General features: G+C 64.5%; 22 protein-coding genes. 17 read left to right on the top strand and 5 right to left on the bottom strand.

Translation table 11 applies throughout. The annotated features are described in order from the left end of the window. Positions 1 to 216: 216 nt before the first annotated feature. The 3 genes from QMG80_RS11130 to QMG80_RS11120 are packed head-to-tail and all read left to right on the top strand — an operon-like array spanning position 217 to position 2889. Positions 217 to 2280, top strand: a complete 2064-nt coding sequence (locus QMG80_RS11130) for a YgiQ family radical SAM protein (protein ID WP_085773826.1) — start codon at positions 217 to 219, stop codon at positions 2278 to 2280. 43 nt (positions 2281 to 2323) lie between these two features. Next, positions 2324 to 2581: a hypothetical protein gene (locus QMG80_RS11125; RefSeq protein WP_085772889.1), complete on the top strand. Its 258-nt coding sequence runs from the start codon at positions 2324 to 2326 to the stop codon at positions 2579 to 2581. Continuing rightward, positions 2578 to 2889: a type II toxin-antitoxin system RelE/ParE family toxin gene (locus QMG80_RS11120; protein ID WP_158658854.1), complete on the top strand. Its 312-nt coding sequence runs from the start codon at positions 2578 to 2580 to the stop codon at positions 2887 to 2889. Before QMG80_RS11125 ends, QMG80_RS11120 begins: the two co-directional genes overlap by 4 nt. Before the next feature lie 9 nt (positions 2890 to 2898). Here the strand turns inward: QMG80_RS11120 and QMG80_RS11115 are convergent, their stop codons facing one another. Together QMG80_RS11115 and QMG80_RS11110 are read right to left on the bottom strand one after the other, a co-directional pair. After that, positions 2899 to 3768, bottom strand: a complete 870-nt coding sequence (locus QMG80_RS11115) for a pirin family protein (protein ID WP_085772887.1) — start codon at positions 3766 to 3768, stop codon at positions 2899 to 2901. Positions 3769 to 3858: 90 nt separating this feature from the next. Next, the gene (locus QMG80_RS11110; RefSeq protein WP_245299974.1) at positions 3859 to 4311 is read right to left on the bottom strand and encodes an RT0821/Lpp0805 family surface protein; all 453 of its coding nucleotides are present in this window, start codon (positions 4309 to 4311) and stop codon (positions 3859 to 3861) included. A gap of 94 nt (positions 4312 to 4405) precedes the next feature. Here QMG80_RS11110 and pdxH point away from each other — a divergent pair, with 94 nt between their 5' ends. The 3 genes from pdxH to QMG80_RS11095 all read left to right on the top strand — a co-directional run bounded on the left by pdxH (position 4406) and on the right by QMG80_RS11095 (position 5929). Beyond that, a complete protein-coding gene (pdxH, locus tag QMG80_RS11105) occupies positions 4406 to 5020 on the top strand; it encodes a pyridoxamine 5'-phosphate oxidase (RefSeq protein ID WP_085772886.1) in 615 nt (204 codons plus the stop codon). Continuing rightward, complete coding sequence (locus QMG80_RS11100; RefSeq protein ID WP_085772885.1) at positions 5017 to 5592, top strand: TIGR02301 family protein; 576 nt, start codon at positions 5017 to 5019, stop codon at positions 5590 to 5592. Before pdxH ends, QMG80_RS11100 begins: the two co-directional genes overlap by 4 nt. Before the next feature lie 79 nt (positions 5593 to 5671). Continuing rightward, positions 5672 to 5929, top strand: a complete 258-nt coding sequence (locus tag QMG80_RS11095) for a hypothetical protein (RefSeq protein ID WP_085772884.1) — start codon at positions 5672 to 5674, stop codon at positions 5927 to 5929. Positions 5930 to 6499: 570 nt separating this feature from the next. Here the strand turns inward: QMG80_RS11095 and pal are convergent. Next, the gene (gene pal / locus QMG80_RS11090; RefSeq protein ID WP_085772882.1) at positions 6500 to 7015 is read right to left on the bottom strand and encodes a peptidoglycan-associated lipoprotein Pal; all 516 of its coding nucleotides are present in this window, start codon (positions 7013 to 7015) and stop codon (positions 6500 to 6502) included. A gap of 352 nt (positions 7016 to 7367) precedes the next feature. Between pal and QMG80_RS11085 the strand changes: the two genes are divergently transcribed. The 5 genes from QMG80_RS11085 to nadC all read left to right on the top strand — a co-directional run bounded on the left by QMG80_RS11085 (position 7368) and on the right by nadC (position 12949). Next, complete coding sequence (locus QMG80_RS11085) at positions 7368 to 8357, top strand: NF038122 family metalloprotease (RefSeq protein ID WP_085772881.1); 990 nt, start codon at positions 7368 to 7370, stop codon at positions 8355 to 8357. 409 nt (positions 8358 to 8766) lie between these two features. Continuing rightward, positions 8767 to 9849 (top strand): quinolinate synthase NadA, encoded by a 1083-nt coding sequence (gene nadA, locus QMG80_RS11080; protein ID WP_085772880.1) that lies wholly within the window; start codon positions 8767 to 8769, stop codon positions 9847 to 9849. Between the two features lie 51 nt (positions 9850 to 9900). Next, a complete protein-coding gene (locus QMG80_RS11075) occupies positions 9901 to 10545 on the top strand; it encodes a DUF4202 domain-containing protein (RefSeq protein WP_085772879.1) in 645 nt (214 codons plus the stop codon). Between the two features lie 5 nt (positions 10546 to 10550). Continuing rightward, positions 10551 to 12098, top strand: coding sequence for an L-aspartate oxidase (locus QMG80_RS11070; RefSeq protein ID WP_085772878.1), 1548 nt, complete (start codon positions 10551 to 10553; stop codon positions 12096 to 12098). Further along, positions 12095 to 12949 carry a carboxylating nicotinate-nucleotide diphosphorylase gene (nadC, locus tag QMG80_RS11065; protein ID WP_085772877.1) on the top strand — a complete coding sequence of 285 codons (855 nt, stop codon included), beginning with the start codon at positions 12095 to 12097 and terminating at the stop codon, positions 12947 to 12949. Before QMG80_RS11070 ends, nadC begins: the two co-directional genes overlap by 4 nt. Before the next feature lie 495 nt (positions 12950 to 13444). Here nadC and QMG80_RS11060 read toward each other — a convergent pair whose 3' ends face one another. Further along, positions 13445 to 14002, bottom strand: coding sequence for a NifU family protein (locus QMG80_RS11060; RefSeq protein ID WP_085773824.1), 558 nt, complete (start codon positions 14000 to 14002; stop codon positions 13445 to 13447). Positions 14003 to 14115: 113 nt separating this feature from the next. Here QMG80_RS11060 and QMG80_RS11055 point away from each other — a divergent pair, with 113 nt between their 5' ends. The 6 genes from QMG80_RS11055 to QMG80_RS11030 all read left to right on the top strand — a co-directional run bounded on the left by QMG80_RS11055 (position 14116) and on the right by QMG80_RS11030 (position 17856). Next, the gene (locus QMG80_RS11055) at positions 14116 to 14511 is read left to right on the top strand and encodes a nuclear transport factor 2 family protein (RefSeq protein WP_085772876.1); all 396 of its coding nucleotides are present in this window, start codon (positions 14116 to 14118) and stop codon (positions 14509 to 14511) included. A gap of 380 nt (positions 14512 to 14891) precedes the next feature. Then, positions 14892 to 15242: a hypothetical protein gene (locus QMG80_RS11050; protein ID WP_158658853.1), complete on the top strand. Its 351-nt coding sequence runs from the start codon at positions 14892 to 14894 to the stop codon at positions 15240 to 15242. Between the two features lie 321 nt (positions 15243 to 15563). Continuing rightward, positions 15564 to 15893: a hypothetical protein gene (locus QMG80_RS11045; RefSeq protein WP_158658852.1), complete on the top strand. Its 330-nt coding sequence runs from the start codon at positions 15564 to 15566 to the stop codon at positions 15891 to 15893. 259 nt (positions 15894 to 16152) lie between these two features. After that, complete coding sequence (locus tag QMG80_RS11040) at positions 16153 to 16446, top strand: hypothetical protein (protein ID WP_085772873.1); 294 nt, start codon at positions 16153 to 16155, stop codon at positions 16444 to 16446. 152 nt (positions 16447 to 16598) lie between these two features. Next, positions 16599 to 17330, top strand: coding sequence for a cytochrome c biogenesis CcdA family protein (locus QMG80_RS11035; protein ID WP_085772872.1), 732 nt, complete (start codon positions 16599 to 16601; stop codon positions 17328 to 17330). A 139-nt stretch (positions 17331 to 17469) separates the two neighbouring features. Then, positions 17470 to 17856 (top strand): hypothetical protein, encoded by a 387-nt coding sequence (locus QMG80_RS11030; protein ID WP_085772871.1) that lies wholly within the window; start codon positions 17470 to 17472, stop codon positions 17854 to 17856. A gap of 173 nt (positions 17857 to 18029) precedes the next feature. Here the strand turns inward: QMG80_RS11030 and QMG80_RS11025 are convergent, their stop codons facing one another. After that, positions 18030 to 19091, bottom strand: a complete 1062-nt coding sequence (locus QMG80_RS11025) for a sulfate/molybdate ABC transporter ATP-binding protein (RefSeq protein ID WP_245300279.1) — start codon at positions 19089 to 19091, stop codon at positions 18030 to 18032. Between the last annotated feature and the right edge of the window lie 16 nt (positions 19092 to 19107).

Genomic DNA, 19107 nt, shown 5'->3' with positions numbered 1-19107 from the left:
ACTCCCGGCTCGACCCGGGGCGCGCGGATACTGCCCGCGTTTCATTACGCGGGCAAGTCAGCGCCAGGGGCTTCAAATAGAGCGCGGACCAAGGCGGCAAAGCCGCGTGCAGCGGGTGGGAGTTTCGTGCTAGAAGGCGGGCTCGCGCCGCCAGGGCATCGAAATGCTGTCCTGCAAAGCGGCTCCTTCTTATTCCTCTCGCCCCCAGCCGCCGTCATGAGGCACGCCCCCGCGCCGCAGAGCGCCAAGCCCCTTTTCTCCTATCGCCGATATTGGGCGCACCGCTTTGGCGTCGCGCCCTTTCTCCCGATGACGCGCGCCGAGATGGAGCGCCTCGGCTGGGACAGCTGCGACGTGATCCTCGTCACCGGCGACGCCTATGTCGACCATCCAAGCTTCGGCATGGCGATCGTCGGCCGGCTGTTGGAGGCGCAAGGATTTCGCGTCGGAATCATCGCTCAGCCGGAATGGCGCGACGCCCAGGCCTTCACCGCGCTCGGCAAGCCGAATCTCTTCTTCGGCGTGACCAGCGGCAATATGGACTCGATGGTCAACCGCTACACCGCCGACCGAAGGCTCAGGCATAATGATTCTTACACGCCGAACGGCGAAGGCGGAAAGCGGCCGGATCGCGCCACGATCGTCTATGCGCAGCGGGCGCGCGAGGCTTATCCGACGACGCCCGTCGTCCTCGGCGGGATCGAGGCCTCGCTTCGCCGGATCGCCCATTACGACTACTGGTCTGACAAGGTCCGCCGCTCGATCCTCCTCGACGCCAAGGCCGATCTGCTCCTCTACGGCAACGCCGAACGGGCCTTGGTCGAGGTCGCACATCGGATCGCCAAGGGCGGGATAGGCCAGGATTTCGAGGATGTGCGCGGCGTCGCGCTGCTGCGGGAGGCAACGCCTGAAGACTGGCTGGAGGCGCATGCCGAAGATCTCGACTCCGCCGATGAGGGCCGCGGCGGGAAGGGTGAAAATATCGTCGTCAGGCTCCCCGCCTTCGAGCAGGTCGCGAACGACCCTGAGGCCTATGCGCGCGCCTCGCGCGTGCTGCACAAGGAAAGCAATCCCGGCAACGCGCGGCCCCTCACGCAGCGCCACGGCTCGCGGGACATCTGGCTGACCGCGCCGCCCATTCCGCTGACGAGCGCGGAGATGGACGCCGTCTATGAGCTTCCCTTCGCGCGCGCCCCGCATCCTTCCTACGCCGGCGCGAAGATCCCCGCCTGGGAGATGATCCGGCACTCCGTCACCATCATGCGCGGGTGTTTTGGCGGCTGCTCCTTCTGCTCGATCACCGAGCACGAGGGCCGCATCATTCAGTCGCGCTCGGAGGGCTCGATCCTGCGCGAGATCGAGACGATCCGCGACAAGACCGAGGGCTTCACGGGGATCATCTCCGACATCGGCGGCCCCACCGCCAACATGTATCGCATGGCCTGCAAGGATCGCGAGACCGAGGCCGTGTGCCGCCGCCTTTCCTGCGTCTTCCCGGACATTTGCAAGAACCTCAACACCAGCCATGAGGCGCTGATCGCCCTCTATCGCAAGGCGCGCGCGGTGCCGGGCGTCAAGAAGGTGATGGTGGCGTCGGGCGTGCGCTACGATCTCGCGGTGAAAAGCCCGGCCTATGTGAAGGAACTCGTCGAGCATCACGTCGGCGGCTATCTGAAGATCGCCCCCGAGCACACCGAGGCCGGGCCGCTCTCGAAAATGATGAAGCCCGGCATCGGCGCCTATGACCGCTTCAAGCAGCTTTTCGACGCGGCGGCGCGCGCGGCCGGCAAGGAATATTTCCTCATCCCCTATTTCATCGCCGCGCATCCGGGCACGCGCGACGAGGATATGATGAATCTGGCGCTGTGGTTGAAGCGCAATAAATATCGCGCCGACCAGGTGCAGACCTTCCTCCCCTCGCCCATGGCGCTCGCGACTGCGATGTATCATTCGGGCGTGAACCCGCTGAAGCCCGTGCGTCACGGCGCCTCGGAAAAGGTCGAGGCGGTGAAGGGCTTGCGTCAGCGCCGCCTCCACAAGGCGTTTCTGCGCTATCACGATCCCGAGAACTGGCCCGTTCTGCGCGACGCGCTCAAAGCTATGGGCCGCGCCGATCTCATTGGCCCCGGCAAGCATCAGCTCGTGCCGAGCTGGCAACCGGCGGGGACCGGCAAGGCGGGGGAAGGACGGCGCGGCGGAGAGAAAGGGACGAGGCGGTTCTTGACAAAGGGCCTAGGCGAAGGCGCAGCGCCAAAGATTTCCCTATCGAAATCGAAATGACGCGCGAGCTTGTCGAGAGCCTCCACCGTGATAGGATCCAACCATGCGGATCAGACTGACCCCCGAGCAGGAATCTTCTCTACAGGTCTATGTCGAAGGCGGGCGGTTCGCCTCGGTCGAAGCGGCCGCGCGCCAGCTTATTGACGTCGGACTCATGGAGCTCGACGCCGAGACGGACGATCTGGCCTGGGCGAAGCCGCTCGTCGACGAGGCTCGCGAGGCGGTCGCACGCGGCGAGGTCGTGACGCTCGAAGACCACAGAGCCCATATTGCGAAGCTGCTCTCGACGCTCGAGAAGTGACAACACGACTCATTTTCTCGAAGCCGGCGCAGGCGGACGCCACTTTCATTGTTTCGGACCTCGCGCAAAAAGCGGGGCTGCGCTGCGCGTCGGAGTATGCGGCGGCTTTCGACCGGCTCTATTTGCGTCTGCTGAAGTTCCCTCAGAGCGGAGCCCCCAGGCCCGCGCTGGGAAACGACGTGCGCATCGCCGTCGTAAGGCCCTACCTTGTAATTTACGAATATATGGTCGCCGACGACGCTGTGATGATCCTGCGTCTGGTCCAAGGCAGACGCAGGATCACGCGAAACCTCCTTCGCTCGAAATGAAGCTGCGCGTCAGGCCGGCAGGCCTGCGCCAAACCTCCCCGCGCGAAAGTCCGAAATCGCCTGACGAATTTCGGCTTCCGTGTTCATGACGAAAGGGCCGTAGGCCGCGATGGGCTCCCCGATCGGCTTGCCCGAGAGCAGCAGCAGCTCGGAATTTTGCTCTGCAGTGATCGCGACCGAACCGCCCTCGCGGGAGAGCACCGCGACTTGGCCAGGGCTTAGACGCGCTTCATCGCCGAGCGCCACGGCGCCCTTCCGCAGAAGAACCGAAACCGTATGTCCGTCTGGGACGTCGAAGACTGCGCGCTTGCCGGCGCCGAGCCGCGCGTCGAGCAGGCTGAGTTCGGTGAAAGTTTGCGCCGGCCCCTTCACGCCCCCGCAGGCGCCGGCAATGACGCGGAAGACCCCAGCCCCGTCGGGCAGCTCTACGGTCGGAATTTCGGCCTTCGAGAGGGTTTGATAGCGCGGTTTCGCCGATTTATCCTTCGCCGGCAGATTGACCCAAAGCTGCGCCATCTCCATCTCGCCGCCGCTTTTGGCGAAAGCTTGCGAGTGGAACTCCTCGTGGAGAATCCCTGAGCCCGCCGTCATCCATTGCACGTCGCCCGCGTCAATCACCCCGCCCGCGCCTGTTGAGTCGCGGTGGGCGACCTCGCCCGCAAAGACGATCGTGACGGTCTCGAAGCCGCGATGCGGATGCTCGCCGACGCCGCGCTGTTGCGCCGTCGGCGCGAAATGCCTCGGAGCGGCGTAGTCGAGCAACAGAAAGGGGCTGGCGCTCTGTCCCTGCTCTTGCGGGGAAAGCAGAGTCTCAACGAAGAATCCATCGCCCACCCAATGGGGCGCAGTTGGGCCGAAAATCGCAAGCGTTTGTCGCATGAGCCTGCCCCTTTCCGCATAATCCGCAAAATCTGACGGACTTTTGCAATCGGAGATGGGGCGCGCGGGCCGAAAGCGCAATGCGCCTTGCTACCCCTTCTTCCAGGGCTTCACGTCGAGCAGCGTCCACTCGGCGGCTTTGTCGCGGCAGGCGGTGCCCTGCAGGCGCTCCTCATTGTGGCTCGTCACGATCTCGGCGAGGAAGGAGCGGCAGATCCGGCCGTCGCTCGGATAGGCCTGGCCGACCGGCGTGAACACGCCCTTGGCGCCGGTCTGTGGATTGTCCCAGTCCACCCGGTCTCCTGAGCCCTGCGGGTCGAGCGCGGTGGCGAGCGCGGCCTTGGCGCGTCGCGAGTCTTCCGCCTCCAGACCGCGAGCGATCTCCGGCGCGGGCTTGCGGATCGAGCCCGTCGCCTCCGCGGCCGCGCGTAAATCGTCACCGTGCGGAGACGAAGGCATGGCGATCGAGCAGGCCGCGAGCTGCGCGCTCGCCAAGGCGAGCCCCAGCAGCGAAATCGCGCGTGGCGTTTGAGGATTGGCCACGGAGGCGCTATGTCTCGCTGCAAACCGACGCAAATGCCCCACCTTCTATAAACGTCGACCGCAGCCGCGGCGCAGTCCTAAACGGAATCATCGCTTGAATCTCTTAACGCCGAGTGACCTCGACGCCGCCGCGGAGCCATTCTCCCTGTTTCGGGACTGGTTTGCCGAGGCCGCACGCACGGAGCTCAACGATCCCGAAGCGATGGCGCTCGCGACCGTCGACGCGGAGGGTCTGCCCGACGCGCGCATGGTGCTACTCAAGGAATGGAGCGAAGACGGCTTCGTCTTCTACACCAACGCCGAGAGCGCCAAAGGGATGCAGCTTGCGTCGAACATGCGCGCCGCCACGCTCTTTCACTGGAAGTCGCTGCGGCGTCAGGTGCGCCTGCGCGGACCGGTCGAATCGATGAGCGACGCGGCGGCGGACGCCTACTTCGCGAGCCGCCCGCGCGACAGCCGTATCGGCGCCTGGGCGAGCCAGCAATCTCGCCCTCTCGAAAGCCGCTTCGCGCTTGAAAAATCCGTCGCGATTCACGCGGCGAAATATGCGATCGGCGAGATCCCTCGCCCGCCCTATTGGCAAGGCTATGTGATCAGGCCGCTTGCAATGGAATTCTGGATCGATCGGCCATTCCGGCTGCATGATCGCCTGCGATTCTCCCGCGAGGGACTGACCGAGCCCTGGAAAAAGGAGCGCCTTTACCCATGATCCGGGCCTTCTCGCGTTCCGGCGCGCTCGCGGTGGCTTTGACGCTGCTCGCGACTCCGGCGCTTTCGCAGGATTTCTTCTCCGATCTCTTCGGCGGCTTCGGCGGCGGCCGCGCATCGCGCTCCTGGGGCTCGGAGCGGGGCGATTGGGGAAGAGCCGAGCGCCGCCCGCGCGTGCGCCGAATCGAGAAGCCGAAGCTCGTGGCGCCGAAACCCGCGACGGCGCCCGCCGCCGGGGAGCAAGCGAAAACGGGCCCGGACACGCCGCCCGCGCCTTATGACGCACAGACGCAGCGTCTCGCCGAAATCCTCGGCGGCCTCTCCTATTTGCGGGACTTGTGCGGCGACGGCGACGGCGCCGACTGGCGCGCGAAACTCGCGACGCTGCGCGATGCGGACACGCCGTCGGGCTCGCGACGCGCAAAGCTGACTGCCGCTTTCAATCGCGGCTTCTCAGGATATGAGCTCACCTATCATAGCTGCACGCCCAACGCGAAGCTCGTGATCGCGCGCTATCTCCAGGAGGCCCAGCAGGTCGCGAGCAGCGTGGCGACGCGCTATGCGACGCCTTGACGAACAATGACCCTTCGACGTTAACCCTTGGGAAAGACGCGAGTCGCGCACGCGAAGGCGCTTAGCTATTTTTGGGCGCATGACGCATTCTCGCCCACCGGCTGCCCTGGACGACGCCATCGCCGAGCAACAGCTCGTCGCGCTTGCCTATGTCACCGAAGCCTACGCCGAAGCCATTCTTGCGGGGATCGAGAGCGCGGCCTTCGCCCATGCCGCTTTGCGGGCAGCGCTTCGCGAGCTCGTCGCGACCCACGGCGAAGAACGCGTCGCGAGCTTCGTCGAACGACTGCCTGCGCGGGTGCGCGACGGGGAGTTCTCCTGCGGCGCACGGCATTGACGAGATCGCCGGCTTCTCCATCGGAGACTGCAAGACGGCGCTTTGGCTTTCCATGATTTCGCACCTGTTGAAGCTCGCACTCTAGGACCACCGCCAGCTTCCTGCGTATTTGTACGAGATCATCAAACGGGCAGCTTAGCTCGCCGCTCCGCATCTCCGTAATAGATACTTCCGCCGTGGCCTTTGGGCGCGAGCCTTCGTGGAAACTCGCCCAGATAGGGCTCGATGAAACAGGAGGCAGAGATCATGCTGCGCAAGCTTGCCGTCGTTCTATTGGTCGGCGCCACCCTCGCGGGGTCGGTGTCCGGGGCCTCCGCTTATTGGGGAGGACGAGGCTGGGGTTGGGGTGGCTGGGGCCACCGCTCCGGTTGGGGTTGGGGCGGCCCGTGGGGCGGACTGGGCCTGGGACTGGGTCTCGGCTACGGCCTGGGTTACGCCTCGGCCTACCCGTACTACGGGGGTTATAGCTACGGCAATCCGACGTACGCCACGGCCTACCGCTATGGCGGCTGCTGGTAAGAAAAGCTTCGGTCTGGGCGCCGCTTGGGGGCGGCGCCCTATTCATTCATCTCAAGAGTTTCCGCCGCTGAGCACGGTCACGGCGCGCCGATTTTGCGACCAACAAGAAATGTCGTCGCAGACCGCGACGGGGCGCTCCTTGCCGAAGCTTGTTGTGCGAATGCGCGAAGCCGCGACGCCGTGCGAAGCGAGATAGTTCTTCACAGCCTCCGCGCGCTGCGCCCCGAGCGCGAAGTTGTACTCGCGCGTGCCGCGCTCGTCGGCGTGGCCCTCTACGGCGAAGGCGTAACGCCCATATCGGTTCAGCCACGCGGCCTGGCGGTCGAGCGTCGATTGGGCGGCCGCGGTCAGCTCAGTCGAATCGGTTTCGAAGAACACGCGATCCCCGACGTTCGCAGCAAAGTCCTGGGGACTGCCGGGCGCGCCCGCGCCTCGTCCGGCGCCGGCCCCCGCGCCGAAAGCCCCCGGGTCCTCCTCCGCCGCGTTCTTGGCGCAAGCGCCAAGCGACAGCGCCGCGCCTAAGGCGACGAGCAGTCCAGCGGCGCGCAGCATTTGGACGATTTGCATCAAGCGAACTCCTCGCGGGTCGAGCCAGCCCCTTTAGTCCTTCCTAGTCGGACAGGGTTAAGCGAAGGTTCCATCAACCTTGACGGGGTGCGGAGAGAAGCCTCGCCCTCGCATTCGAGGGGGAAATGGCTAACGACCCGTTAAGAGCCAACTCCATCGACGTGGCCGAAAGAGGGCGGCCCAAGAAAATTTGTTCAGACAGCGGGAACGAGATCTTGCATTTCACGCAGTTTGAGGCATTATTGCTTAGCCCAAGCTAGCCTCTCAAAGGCGTGAAGGCGCCGAAGAACCCGAGGCTGTTTAGGGGGCCGCTTACTTCGAGCGGCGAACATTGATTGCGAGGAGTTGTCCCATGCGTCGCTACCATGGCATTTCGTCTAGCGTTTTACTGATTGTTCTCTTGACCGGCGCCGCGCCCGCCCAAGCGCTCACCATTGTCGACACATTCAGCGGCTCCGTGACCAGCGCCGCCAATGCGGCGCAGATCGAAGCGACAATCCAGTCGGCCTCGAACGCGATCGCATCGCTCTATTCCAATGCCTTCACGGCGACGATCAACTTTCAGCTCACGAGCACGGGTCTGGGCGGGAGCAGCCAAAATCTCTATGCGGTGAGTTACGCCTCTTACACTCAGGCGCTCAAGAACGATTCTTCCTCTCATTCCGGCAATACGACTTTGGCGACAGCCGTGACCAACTTGTCGAAGGGCAATGACGCGGGGGGCAAAACGCCCATCGCCCTGACGTCTTCGCTCGTTGACGCGCTTGGTCTCGGCAATGTGAGCGCCGGCGGCACGGTCTATCTCAACAGCTCCCTGATGTATTTCGGAACGGGGCAAACGCCGTCCGGCCTTTACAGCGGCACGGCCGTCATTCAGCATGAAATCGACGAGATTCTGGGCGGCGGCGGCGCGGGGTCGACGCTCGGCACGAGCCTTCAAGGCTATTATTACGGCTCGCTCGACCTCTACCGCTATTCCGCTTCCGGAACGGCGAGCTACACGACGAACAGCTCGAGCTCGGCCTATTACTCGATCAACGGCGGCGCGACCTCTCTCGTTGCTTTCAACCAAACGGGCCGGGGCGATTACGGCGATTTCTACAACACATGCCTCATTCAGAATTACGCGGGCTGTCCCGGCCATACGCCAGAGGCTTTCGCCGGCAGCATCGAAAGCACGATGCTCCAGTCGATCGGCTACGACCTCGTGGGTGGGACCGCGTTCATCAGCGCGGCGCCCGCTCCCAGCTCCGGCGAGGGCTTGGCGAGCTTATTCTTCCTGACTGTCGTAGGAGCCGCGGCGAAAATCGAAAGCCGACGTTCTCGCGCCGCCCGTCTCTAGAGCGCGAAAAGCAGAAACCGGTTCACGTTTTCTGTGTTCAGGCGGTTCCGCCTGAACACAGCGTGATCTTGAGCGAACTGCGCAAAAGTTGGCAGCCTTTCGCGATCCGAACTCGCTTCAACCCTGTGATTCATACTGATCCCTTATCGCACGAGCGGTTCCGCTCGCGCGATAAGGGATCGCACTCGCTCGAGCAGATCCCCGCGAGAAAGCCAGTCGCTTGGCTTGACATATACTCTTAACGAGTATAACCATTGGCCACCTTCGCTCTTCCGTGCGAGGCGCGCGTCTCACCCTTAAGCCGTAACAGGGCGAGTTCCGTGTATTGAGCACGCCCGACTTATGCTCAAAGTGAGCCTAAACGGCGCGCTCAACTTCCTCTGGCGGCGAGAATTGTCGAGGACGCGTCATGGGTTACAACCTCACAACGACCAGGGCCGGGCTCACCCCCGCGCCGCCCGCCGCCTTGGGGGCGCCGCTTTTCCCCATTCTTCCCCGCCCCAATCTCGATTGGACGCCCGAGGTCGAGGCCGCGACCGCACATCTCTATGCGCGCGTCGCGAAGGTCATGCCGCCCATCGAGTGGCCGTTCCACGCGCCCTACGTCAAGGCGATCAACGAGCTCAAGAAAGCGCGCGGCGCCGTCATCCTCGCCCATAATTATCAGACGCCCGAGATCTATCACTGCGTCGCGGACTATGTCGGCGACAGTCTCCAACTCGCCAAGCTCGCGGCGGCTTCCGACGCCGCGGTGATTGTGCAGGGCGGCGTGCATTTCATGGCGGAGACCTCGAAAATCCTCAATCCGGCGAAGACGGTGCTCATCCCGGATTCCGAGGCCGGCTGCTCGCTCGCGGCCTCGATCGACGGCGCCGACGTGCGCGCGCTGCGCAAGCAGTATCCTGGCGTTCCGATCGTCGCCTATGTGAACACCTCGGCCGAGGTGAAGGCCGAGGTCGACATCTGCTGCACCTCGTCCAACGCGGTCAAAATCGTCGAGAGCCTCGGGGTCGACAAGGTTATCATGGTCCCGGACCGCTATCTCGCGCAGAATGTGGCGGCGCAGACAAGCGTGAAGATCATCGCTTGGCATGGCGCCTGCGAAGTGCACGAGCGCTTCACCGCGGAAGAGATCGAGAGCTATCGCGCCGACCATCCGGGCGTGAAGATATTGGCGCATCCGGAATGCCCGCGCGAGGTGATCGAGGTCTCGGATTTCGCCGGCTCGACTGCCGCGATGATCGATTACGTCCGTAACAGGAAGCCGACGCGGGCTTTGCTGGTGACGGAATGCTCGATGGCGGACAATGTCGCGGCGGAGACGACGGGGGTCGAATTCATCCGCCCCTGCAACTTCTGCCCGCATATGAAGCGCATCACGCTGCCGAAAATTCTCGACAGTCTCATTTACATGCGAGAGGAAGTGACGATCGATCCGGCGCTGGCCGACCGCGCCCGCGCGAGTGTGCAGCGCATGATCGACGTCGGTTGAGCGAGGCCCGCGCTTCGAACGCTCTCGCCCGCTCCTTGATGGGAGAGTCGCATGTCCGTTTCGACCAGCCGCCTCGCAGCGACGTTCGCCGCGATTGACGCAGCGAACGCCGAGGATCCGCGCAGACTCGAGACGAATAACGGCGAGATCGGCTTCGAAGAGCTCTACGCCCGGCGCATGAGCGAGGCGCTCTCGCGCGTCTATCCCGAGGCTTCCGAGCTTTTGCAGATCGCCGCGCGCGCCCAACATCTCCGCCGCTGGGAGATTCCTCGCGCCGATTTCCCAGACGGGCGACACGGCTACAATGATTGGCGCAAGACCTGCCGGGCGCATCACGCGGAACGCGCCGGCGCGATCATGCGCGCCGCGGGCTGGAGCGAAGAGGACGCCGAGCGGGTCGGCGCGTTGATCCGCAAGGAGCGGCTCAAGAAGGACCCCGAATCCCAGGCGCTGGAGAACATTGCGGCGCTCGTGTTCCTCGAGCATTACTTCGACGACTTCCTGGCGAAGTATCAAAGCTACGACGATGACAAACTCGTCGACATCCTCGGCAAGACCCTGTGCAAAATGTCTCCGCGAGGCCATGCGGCCGCCCTCACGCTGTCTCTCGCGCCGCGGGCGAAAGCGCTCGTCGCCAAGGCGGTCGAGCGGGAAGCCGCGGCGCTTGCGCGTCTCGCCGAGGTCGCGGTTGATTGAACGCGATGAAGCGTGACGAGTCCTCAATCATCGTCATCGGCGGCGGCCTCGCCGGGCTTTTCTGCGCCCTGAAGCTCGCGCCGACGCCCGTCACGGTGCTCGCGCCCCACGGCGTCGGTCCCGCCTCCAGCTCCTTCTGGGCGCAGGGCGGCATCGCCGCCGCGGTGGAGGAAACCGACACCCCCGAAGTCCATGCCGAGGACACGATCCGCGCCGGGGCGGGACTGGTCGACGAGAACATGGCGCTCGGCATGGCGCGTGAGGCGCGGGCGCGCGTCGAAGACCTGCTCGCCTTCGGCGTTCCTTTCGATCGCGGCGAGATGGGCCTGCTCGCGCCCTCGCGCGAGGCCGCGCACACGCATCGGCGCGTCGTGCGCGTTCAGGGCGACGGCGCGGGGCGAGCCATCATGGAAACCCTCGCTGCGGCCGCGGCGCGCACGGAGTCGATCCGCATCGTCGAAGGGCGCGTCGCCCGACGCATCGTCACGCAGGGCGGCCGCGCGATCGGCGTCATGACCCGCGACGAAAAAGGCGAAGCCTCATTCCTGCCTGCCGCGGCGCTGGTGCTCGCGACGGGCGGGATCGGCCGCCTCTATCGCGTTACGACCAATCCGCCGGAGAGCTGCGGCGAAGGCGTAGCGATGGCGGCGGAGGCTGGCGCACGCATCGCCGACGTAGAATTCGTGCAGTTCCATCCGACCGCCATCGACGTCGGCGAGGATCCAGCGCCGCTCGCGACCGAAGCGCTGCGCGGAGAAGGCGCGATCATCGTCGATCGCGACGGCCGCCGCTTTCTGCTCGACATCGATCCCTTGGGCGAGCTTGCGCCGCGCGACATCGTGGCGCGCGGAATATTCGCTTCGATCGCGCGCGGCGACGGCGCGTTTCTCGATACGCGCGAAGCCGTCGGCTCGGCCTTCCCCGAGCGCTTCCCCAATGTGTTCTCACGCTGCATGGCCGCCGGCCTCGACCCAAGAGCGGCGCCGATCCCGATCGCGCCGGCCGCCCATTATCACATGGGCGGCGTATGGACGGACGCGCGCGGCCGCACCACCCTGCCCGGCCTTTGGGCCGCGGGCGAGGTCGCTTCGACCGGCGTCCACGGCGCCAATCGCCTCGCCTCCAACTCGCTGCTCGAGGCGGTTGTTTTCGGCGCTCGCATCGCCGAGGACATCGCGCTTTCCAGCCCGCCTGCGCCCGAGGCCGTCGACGTTCGCTGTCCCCCGCGCGACGCCGCCAAGCCGCAAGCCGAGCTGATAGAGGAATTGCGGACGACGATGTCGAGGGACGTCGGCGTCATTCGCGACGAGTCGGGACTCGCACGCGCCATCCGCACGATCCTCCGGCTGAAGAAAGAGGCCGCCGATGAAGGGACGGCTGCAATGCTGACCACCTCGCTTTGCATCGCCTGCGCGGCCTATAGTCGACGCGAGAGCCGTGGCGCTCATTTTCGCGCGGATTTTCCAAAGTCCGAGCCCGCGCAGGCGAAGCGCTCGCTCTTCGATCTTGATTCGATCCTGCGTCGCGCAGCCATTTTTCAAGAGGATACATGACGTTGAAGCCCTTTTTTCCTCCCGGTCTCATCGAGGATCTGACGCGCGCAGCGCTCGCCGAGGATCTCGGCCGCGCCGGCGATCTGACGAGCCAGGCAGTCGTGCCAGCCGAGGCTCGCGCCCGCGCGGTCATCGCCGCGCGCGAGCCGGGCGTCGTCGCGGGCCTTGCTTTGGCGCGCGAGGCGTTCCGGCAGATCGATCCGGAGATCGGCTTCGAGTCGGCGCTTGCAGATGGCGGCGGCGTCGCGCCTGGCGGCGCAATCGCCTTCATCGAGGGCCCTGCACGGGGCGTGCTCGCGGCCGAGCGCGTGGCCCTCAACTTCCTCGGACGCCTCTGCGGCGTCGCGAGCCTCACGGCCCGATACGCCGGCCGCATCGCCCACACCAAGGCCAAGGTCTGCGACACGCGCAAGACCACGCCGCTTCTGCGCGCGCTCGAGAAATACGCGGTGCGCTGCGGCGGGGGAGCCAATCACCGATTCGGCCTCGATGACGCGATCCTCATCAAGGACAATCACATCGCTGTCGCCGGCGGCGTCGGCCCCGCCCTGAGGGCGGCGAAAGCCTACGCCGGCCACCTGACGAAGATCGAGATCGAGGTGGAGTCTCTCGAGCAGCTCGAGCAGGCGCTGGAGATCGGCGTCGACGCCATCCTGCTCGACAACATGCCGATCGCGACGATGCGCCAGGCCGTGGAGATGATCGACAAGCGCGCCGTCGTCGAAGCCTCGGGCGGGGTGACGCTCGAGACAATCGCACCCATCGCCGAGACAGGCGTCGATCTGATTTCGGTCGGCGCCCTCACCCATTCGGCGCGCGCGCTCGACATCGGGCTCGACATGGCGGTGTAAGAAGCGGGACGACTGCATTGAGCGAAACTGAAACACAAAGAGCGAGGAAGGCGAAACGCCCATCCCCGCTCTCTGGCGCCTCGTCCTTGACCGACCGGAACTCTTAGGGCCCGAGCGCATTTTTTTGGCGCTTCTAGGGCCTCATCGCTGCATCGTTTGCCGACACAGCGAAGGAGCTTCCAGCCGGCGTCCTCCCCGACTCGGACCTTAAGCCCGGTCTCCCCGCGCGCCCTTCGGCGCTTGGGCTCCCCGACCTAACTGGCGGGACCTTCATTATGACAAAAGCTGATCTTTGTCATTCGGGTTTGTACGGATGAGGCGCGCGAACATGTTGGACAGTCGCAACGTTTACAGCACGATCGAGCCGCTCGCCGCAGCAGTGGAAGTCAGCGAGACGGCCGGAAGACAGGTCCCGCATGCGGAACAGGCTCTCCTCAGCCCATGCCGCCGTCGTATATCCCTGCCCCTCAGAGGACCCGCCAAGCCGCAGCAGGTTCACGCCTGTTCGACGGCCCGCACCTGCGGCACGTAATGGCGCAGGAGGTTCTCGACGCCGCTTTTCAGCGTCGCGGCGGAGGAGGGACAGCCCGAGCAGGCGCCTTTCATCGACAGATAGACGACGCCGTCGCGCAGCCCGCGAAAGGTGATGTCGCCGCCGTCGCGCGCGACGGCGGGGCGCACGCGGGTCTCAATGAGATTCTTGATCGTCTCGACCACGGGCGCGTCGGCGGGATCGAAAAATTCGCTCGTCCCCTCGGCGCTCTCGTCGCCTTCTCGAAAAAGAGGCTCTCCGCTCGAAAAATGCATCATGATGAGCCCAAGCGCGGCGGGCTTTAAATGCGCCCAGTCCACGTCGCCCTTCGTCACCGAGACGAAATCCGAACCGAGCATCACGGCCTCGACTCCCGCGAGCTCGAAAAGCGCCTCGACGAGCGGCGCGCAGGCGGCGCTCTCCCTCGTTCGAAACTCTCGCGCTCCCGCCGGAAGCACGACGCAGCCGGGCAAAAACTTCAGGGTCGAAGGATTGGGCGTGGTCTCGGTCTGGATGAACATCGTCGGGCTCGCCTCTTTTCGCCGTTTGGTCTGATCGAGATAATGACGCAATGTCGGCGCCGCGAGTCCTTTAATCGTTTGCCTTCCAGATAAAAATCCGCAAAGCTGACGCCATGACCGAAGATGACGCCCTTCGAGCCGCCAACACCGCCTATTATCGGGCGTTCGCTCATCGCGACGCCGACGCGATGGCGCGCCTCTGGGCGCAACAGGGGGTGTCCTGCATCCATCCAGGCTGGCCGCCGATTTTTGGACGCGAGGCGGTTCTCGCCTCCTACCGCGAGATTTTCCGTAATCCCCTCCAGGAAGCGATCGAGGCGCATGCCGAGACGCTCATTCGAGACGCAGACGACGGGCGGATCGTCTGCTTTGAGAAGGTTGGAGAGGGGCTGCTCGTTGCAACCAATTGGTTCCGGCGAGTCGATTCGGTATGGCGGCTTGCGCATCATCAGGCGAGCCCGCTCGCCAGCGGCCCCGCCGAAGCCGACGCGGCCTCGACGCGGCACTAGATCATGCTGCGTTTGAGCAGAATCGCTCAAAAGAGGCTGACGTGAACGACTTCAAAGATTTAGAGCGCGATTTCAGGAATATCAGCCACGGAATCGACCAGGCGGCTATGAATTTCACCTATAGCGCCAGCGCAGTGAACGCAAATATCAACATGTAATTGATAAACCCTTCTTCCACGATCCCGTCTGCGCCGGAACACAGTTCTTGATGATGCTCAAACGCCTCTTCCAGACAATGAAAAACAACGAATAGCTTAAGCTATTCTGGAATAAATAAGCTCGGCCGTGCTTGACCCAGATTTTCCGCGATACACTTAATTTACGGATGCGGCGCGCGACGACGAAAAGCCATCGTCGCCGCAAAATTGCTGGAGGGTGAAATGAGTGTGTTTTCAAGGAAAACCGCGATCGCCTTAACTTGCGCGACCGTGTTGGGCGGGTTCGCCGCCACGCCGAGCGTCGCTGGCGTTATCACGCCGGCAGACAAGGAGACGGTCGCGGCCGAATCGCCGCTTGATTTCGTAGGCTGGCGCCGGATCTGCCATTATCACTGCCACTGGGCATGGCGCCCGAGCCACCGATGCGTCGTCGCCGCGGATTATCCGCGTTACGGATGGTGCCACCGCCGCCATTACTGCGATTATACCCCTGTATATGTCGTAACGTACCCGGCTTGGGACTGGGGCTGGGGTGGCGGCTGGGGCTGGGGCGGCCTGTTCCCCTTCCTCTGATCGATAGCGCCAGCGCCCCCTCTCTGTCCCGCGGAGCGGGGGCGAGCGGCAGACTGCGCGTCTTGTCACGGAAGCGCATGCGCTCGCCGACCTTGAAGCTTTGCAAAGCACAAATGGAACTGCATGAATTTGAACAGGATTACACACTAAAGCTTTGCTTGTTGTTGCTATGCAATATACATGATTAGCTACGTATAAGCTTCCATAATTCAGGAATTTACATAATTTTTACTTGATTGAGCCCCGACGCGAGCTAGCTAGAACAACGATGTGGCACGCGGCGAGAGGTCAACGTCGCCGCGACATCGCTGGAGGATGAAAATGCACGTCTTGTTGAAAAGCACTGCGATCGCGCTCGCTTGCGCCGCCGGGTTGAGCGTCGCCCCGAGCCTTGCAGGCGTCATCTCGCCGACCAATAGCGCAGCCGTCACCGCCGCGTCGCCGATCGACTCCGTCTATTATGGCGGGTGCCCCTGGCGTCGCCATCACTATCACTACTATCGCGGCTGCCATGCGGCTTGGAGCTATCCCACCTACACCTACGCCTACCCCTATGGGATGACGGCGGGCTGGGGCCCCGGTTGGGGCGGCGGCTGGGGCGCTGGCTGGGGCGGCGGCGGCCTATTCGGCGGCTTGTTCGGCATTCTGTGATCGGCCAGCGCTGGCGCTCCCTCCCGCTTCAGGGAGCAGACGCGCATCAAACAAGGCGTTTCGCCACGGCGACGTGCTGGGGCGGAACGCATTTCTTTTGGCGCAGGCTCGAGGCCGCGTCGATTTTTGGAGAGGTGGTCACGTTCAAGTTTTTCGGCCCCGGCCCCTTGCCTGAAGCCTAGCGGCAAATACGTAAATTGCAGGATGCGGTCGCTGCGATGGAGGCCGATGTCGCCGCGAAAGAGCTGGAGGGTGAAAAATGAGCTTGTTTTCAAAGAAAACTGTGATCGCGCTGTCCTGCGCGACGGCGCTGGGCGCGCTGACCGTCGCTCCGAGCCTCGCCGGCGTCATCGCGCCGACGACGAAGACCGCCGTCTCCACCGAGTCGCCGGTTGAGTCAGTCTATCATCGCTACGGTTGGTGCCGCCACCACCATCACCACTGGCATGCTTACGCCCCCGTTCTGGTCTACCCCGCGTACTATCCCTATGCGGGCTGGGGCTGGGGTTGGGGCGCCCCGTTCCCCTTGGGCGGCCTTTTCCCCTTCCTCTGATCCCTGCTCGGCGCCGTCGCTTTTTCCACGGAGGAAGCCGGCGGCGGCCTGCCCCCCGCCAACAGGCGAACGGTGCGCGGTCCTAGCTCTCCGTTTGCCCGCGCTTCGCGCCTGTGGCAAAAGATTTTTATGCACCGAGCGCGAGGAGAAACATGGCGACGGACGTGACTTTGCCGGCCGCTGCGGCGGCGGGCCTGCTATCCTTCCTTTCGCCCTGCGTCCTGCCGCTCGTGCCCCCCTATCTCACGTTCCTCGCCGGCGTGACGGTGGAGGATCTCTCGGCGGAAGGCCGCGCCGGCGCGCGCCGCGACGTATTCTTATCGGCCCTGTTCTTTATCCTGGGCTTTGGCACCATCTTCACGGCGCTCGGCGCCACGGCGAGCTTCTTTGGGCAGGCGCTGCGCGAAAATCTGCAGATCCTCTCCTATGTCGCGGGCGCGATCATCATTGCGATGGGCCTGCACTTTCTCGGCGTGTTCAAGATCGGCCTGCTCTATCGCGAAAAACGCGCGCAGGTGGAGAAGCCCTTCGGTCTCTTCGGCGCCTATGTGATGGGCCTCGCCTTCGCCTTCGGCTGGACCCCCTGCATCGGCCCGATCCTGGCCGCGATTCTGGCGATCGCGGGCGCGCAGGAGACGGTCAGCCTCGGAGCGCTGCTCCTTGCGGTCTATTCGATGGGCCTCGGCGTCCCCTTCCTGCTCGCCGCCTTGGCGCTCGAGCCCTTTCTGGGGTTCGTTACGCGCTTCAAACGCCATTTCCTCAAGGTTGAGCGCGTCGTCGGAGGACTGCTCGTCCTGACCGGAATCGCTTTTCTCACCGGCGGCATGCAGAATGTCTCCTTCTGGCTTCTGCAGACGTTTCCAGGGCTCTCGAATTTGGGGTGAGGCCAGCGGCTTCCAGCGGAGTCGCGCGTGATCGACGCGCGCCAACGGACTTCTGGACAAGCGCGCGCCGCCGTTTTGCTGAAAAAACGCAATATTAACAGCGGTTTGCACGGAGAGGGCCGCCTCGTGGGAGTTTCGCGTGCGATCTCGCTCCTGTTCCTTCGTTCTCGCGGTTGCTTTCTTCGCGGCCTCGCCGGCGCTGGCCGTGAATTCCGCAATGAAGTTCGATCAGCTCGTTTGCCGCGAGCTGGCGGACATCCAGAAAGCGATGGAGCTTATCAAAGGCGGGAAAGCCGAGGCCTGGAGAGCGTTCGGGCAGGAGAGAATCCAGGCCGGCGCCTGCAAGATGTATCGCCACAGGGGAACCGTCGTCATCGATGAGGAGCGCGAGGGCTTCGCCTGCGTGCGGCCACCGGGCGATCTCGAATGTGTCTGGGCGCCGAAAACGGCCATCAATGATTTCGCCGGATATATCGTGCCGGAGCCAATGCCGCCCCGACCGGTGGGAATGGGCCGAAGACGTTAGGGATTATAGGATACTCGCCGACCCGCCTCCGCTCGACCGCCGCGCAATAAAAAACGCCGGGCGTACATCCGGCCCGGCGTTTCGAACTCCGCATCGCGTAAGCGCGCTTCGTTCTGGAGTGCTTTCTAACCTACCGAAATGACTGATTTTTGACCGCGTCACGACGCGCAGTGTCATATCCCCTCGCCCGCGTCTTCATATTCGGCCTGGCCGTGAGCGAAAACGCGCGCGTTGGAGAGGGAGAGCGGCACGATCGCGCCCACCTCGGCGGCGTTCTCCAGCGCCTGGTCGATCTCGAGGCGCTGATCCGAGCCGTCGATCGAGATCGTCGCGCGCACGCCCGAAGGCGTGCGCCGCAGCGCCTCGACGCGCCCTTCGAGCGCGCTTGGCCCCGCGCCGGCGATCGCGATATCGGCCGGACGGAAGAAGACTCGCGCCTGCCCATCGCGCAGATTATGCGCGTCGACATGCAGCTCGCGTCCGCCGAGCGACACATGGCCTTGCTTGACCGTCACCGGCAGCGCCACCGCCTCCCCCACAAAGGAGAGCACAAAGGCCGACGCCGGACGATCGTAAAGCGCCGCGGGCGAACCCGCCTGCTCGATGCGGCCCTGATTGAGCACGACGACACGATCGGCAAGCTCCATCGCCTCGTCCTGGTCGTGGGTGACGAAGACCGTGGTCAAGCCCGTGCGCTTGTGGATCTCGCGGAGCCAGCGCCGCAAATCCTTGCGCACGCGCGCATCGAGCGCGCCGAAGGGCTCGTCGAGCAAGAGAACGCGCGGCTCGATCGCCAGCGCCCGCGCGAGCGCCACGCGCTGCCGCTGTCCGCCGGAAAGCTGCGCCGGATAGCGCTGACCAAGCCCCTCGAGCTGCACGAGCTCCAAGAGCTCGGCGACGCGGGCGGCGATCTCCCGCTTCGGCGGGCGCGAGGCGCGCGGTCGCGCCTTGAGGCCGAAGGCGACATTGTCGGCGACGCTCATGTGCTTGAAGAGCGCGTAGTTCTGGAACACGAAGCCGACGCGCCGCTCCTGCACGGAAAGGCTCGTCGCGTTGAGCGCGTCGAAGAACACGGCGCCGCGGTGGGGCGAGTTGAGGCCGGCGATGACGCGCAGCAGCGTCGTCTTCCCCGAGCCCGAGGGCCCCAGCAACGCAACGAGCTCGCCGCCTGCAATGTCGAGCGAGACGTCACGTAGCGCCGGATAGGAGCCGAAGTCGAGCTCGACCCCCTCGATGCGGATTCGAACGGCT

The organism is Methylocystis bryophila (genome assembly GCF_027925445.1).
Taxonomy (GTDB): Bacteria; Pseudomonadota; Alphaproteobacteria; order Rhizobiales; family Beijerinckiaceae; genus Methylocystis; species Methylocystis bryophila.
This window is presented reverse-complemented; position numbering and strand designations above follow the sequence as displayed.

Excerpts from the sequence above, each read along its gene's own strand:
- QMG80_RS11095 (WP_085772884.1), top strand. The coding sequence starts at position 5,672 with ATGACGCATTCTCGCCCACCGGCTGCCCTGGACGACGCCATCGCCGAG.
- QMG80_RS11075 (WP_085772879.1), top strand. The coding sequence starts at position 9,901 with ATGTCCGTTTCGACCAGCCGCCTCGCAGCGACGTTCGCCGCGATTGAC.
- nadC (WP_085772877.1), top strand. The coding sequence starts at position 12,095 with ATGACGTTGAAGCCCTTTTTTCCTCCCGGTCTCATCGAGGATCTGACG.
- QMG80_RS11040 (WP_085772873.1), top strand. The coding sequence starts at position 16,153 with ATGAGCTTGTTTTCAAAGAAAACTGTGATCGCGCTGTCCTGCGCGACG.
- QMG80_RS11130 (WP_085773826.1), top strand. The coding sequence starts at position 217 with ATGAGGCACGCCCCCGCGCCGCAGAGCGCCAAGCCCCTTTTCTCCTAT.
- QMG80_RS11115 (WP_085772887.1), bottom strand. The coding sequence starts at position 3,768 with ATGCGACAAACGCTTGCGATTTTCGGCCCAACTGCGCCCCATTGGGTG.
- pal (WP_085772882.1), bottom strand. The coding sequence starts at position 7,015 with ATGCAAATCGTCCAAATGCTGCGCGCCGCTGGACTGCTCGTCGCCTTA.
- QMG80_RS11045 (WP_158658852.1), top strand. The coding sequence starts at position 15,564 with ATGCACGTCTTGTTGAAAAGCACTGCGATCGCGCTCGCTTGCGCCGCC.
- QMG80_RS11100 (WP_085772885.1), top strand. The coding sequence starts at position 5,017 with ATGATCCGGGCCTTCTCGCGTTCCGGCGCGCTCGCGGTGGCTTTGACG.
- QMG80_RS11035 (WP_085772872.1), top strand. The coding sequence starts at position 16,599 with ATGGCGACGGACGTGACTTTGCCGGCCGCTGCGGCGGCGGGCCTGCTA.
- QMG80_RS11055 (WP_085772876.1), top strand. The coding sequence starts at position 14,116 with ATGACCGAAGATGACGCCCTTCGAGCCGCCAACACCGCCTATTATCGG.
- QMG80_RS11125 (WP_085772889.1), top strand. The coding sequence starts at position 2,324 with ATGCGGATCAGACTGACCCCCGAGCAGGAATCTTCTCTACAGGTCTAT.
- nadA (WP_085772880.1), top strand. The coding sequence starts at position 8,767 with ATGGGTTACAACCTCACAACGACCAGGGCCGGGCTCACCCCCGCGCCG.
- QMG80_RS11085 (WP_085772881.1), top strand. The coding sequence starts at position 7,368 with ATGCGTCGCTACCATGGCATTTCGTCTAGCGTTTTACTGATTGTTCTC.
- QMG80_RS11060 (WP_085773824.1), bottom strand. The coding sequence starts at position 14,002 with ATGTTCATCCAGACCGAGACCACGCCCAATCCTTCGACCCTGAAGTTT.
- QMG80_RS11070 (WP_085772878.1), top strand. The coding sequence starts at position 10,551 with ATGAAGCGTGACGAGTCCTCAATCATCGTCATCGGCGGCGGCCTCGCC.
- QMG80_RS11050 (WP_158658853.1), top strand. The coding sequence starts at position 14,892 with ATGAGTGTGTTTTCAAGGAAAACCGCGATCGCCTTAACTTGCGCGACC.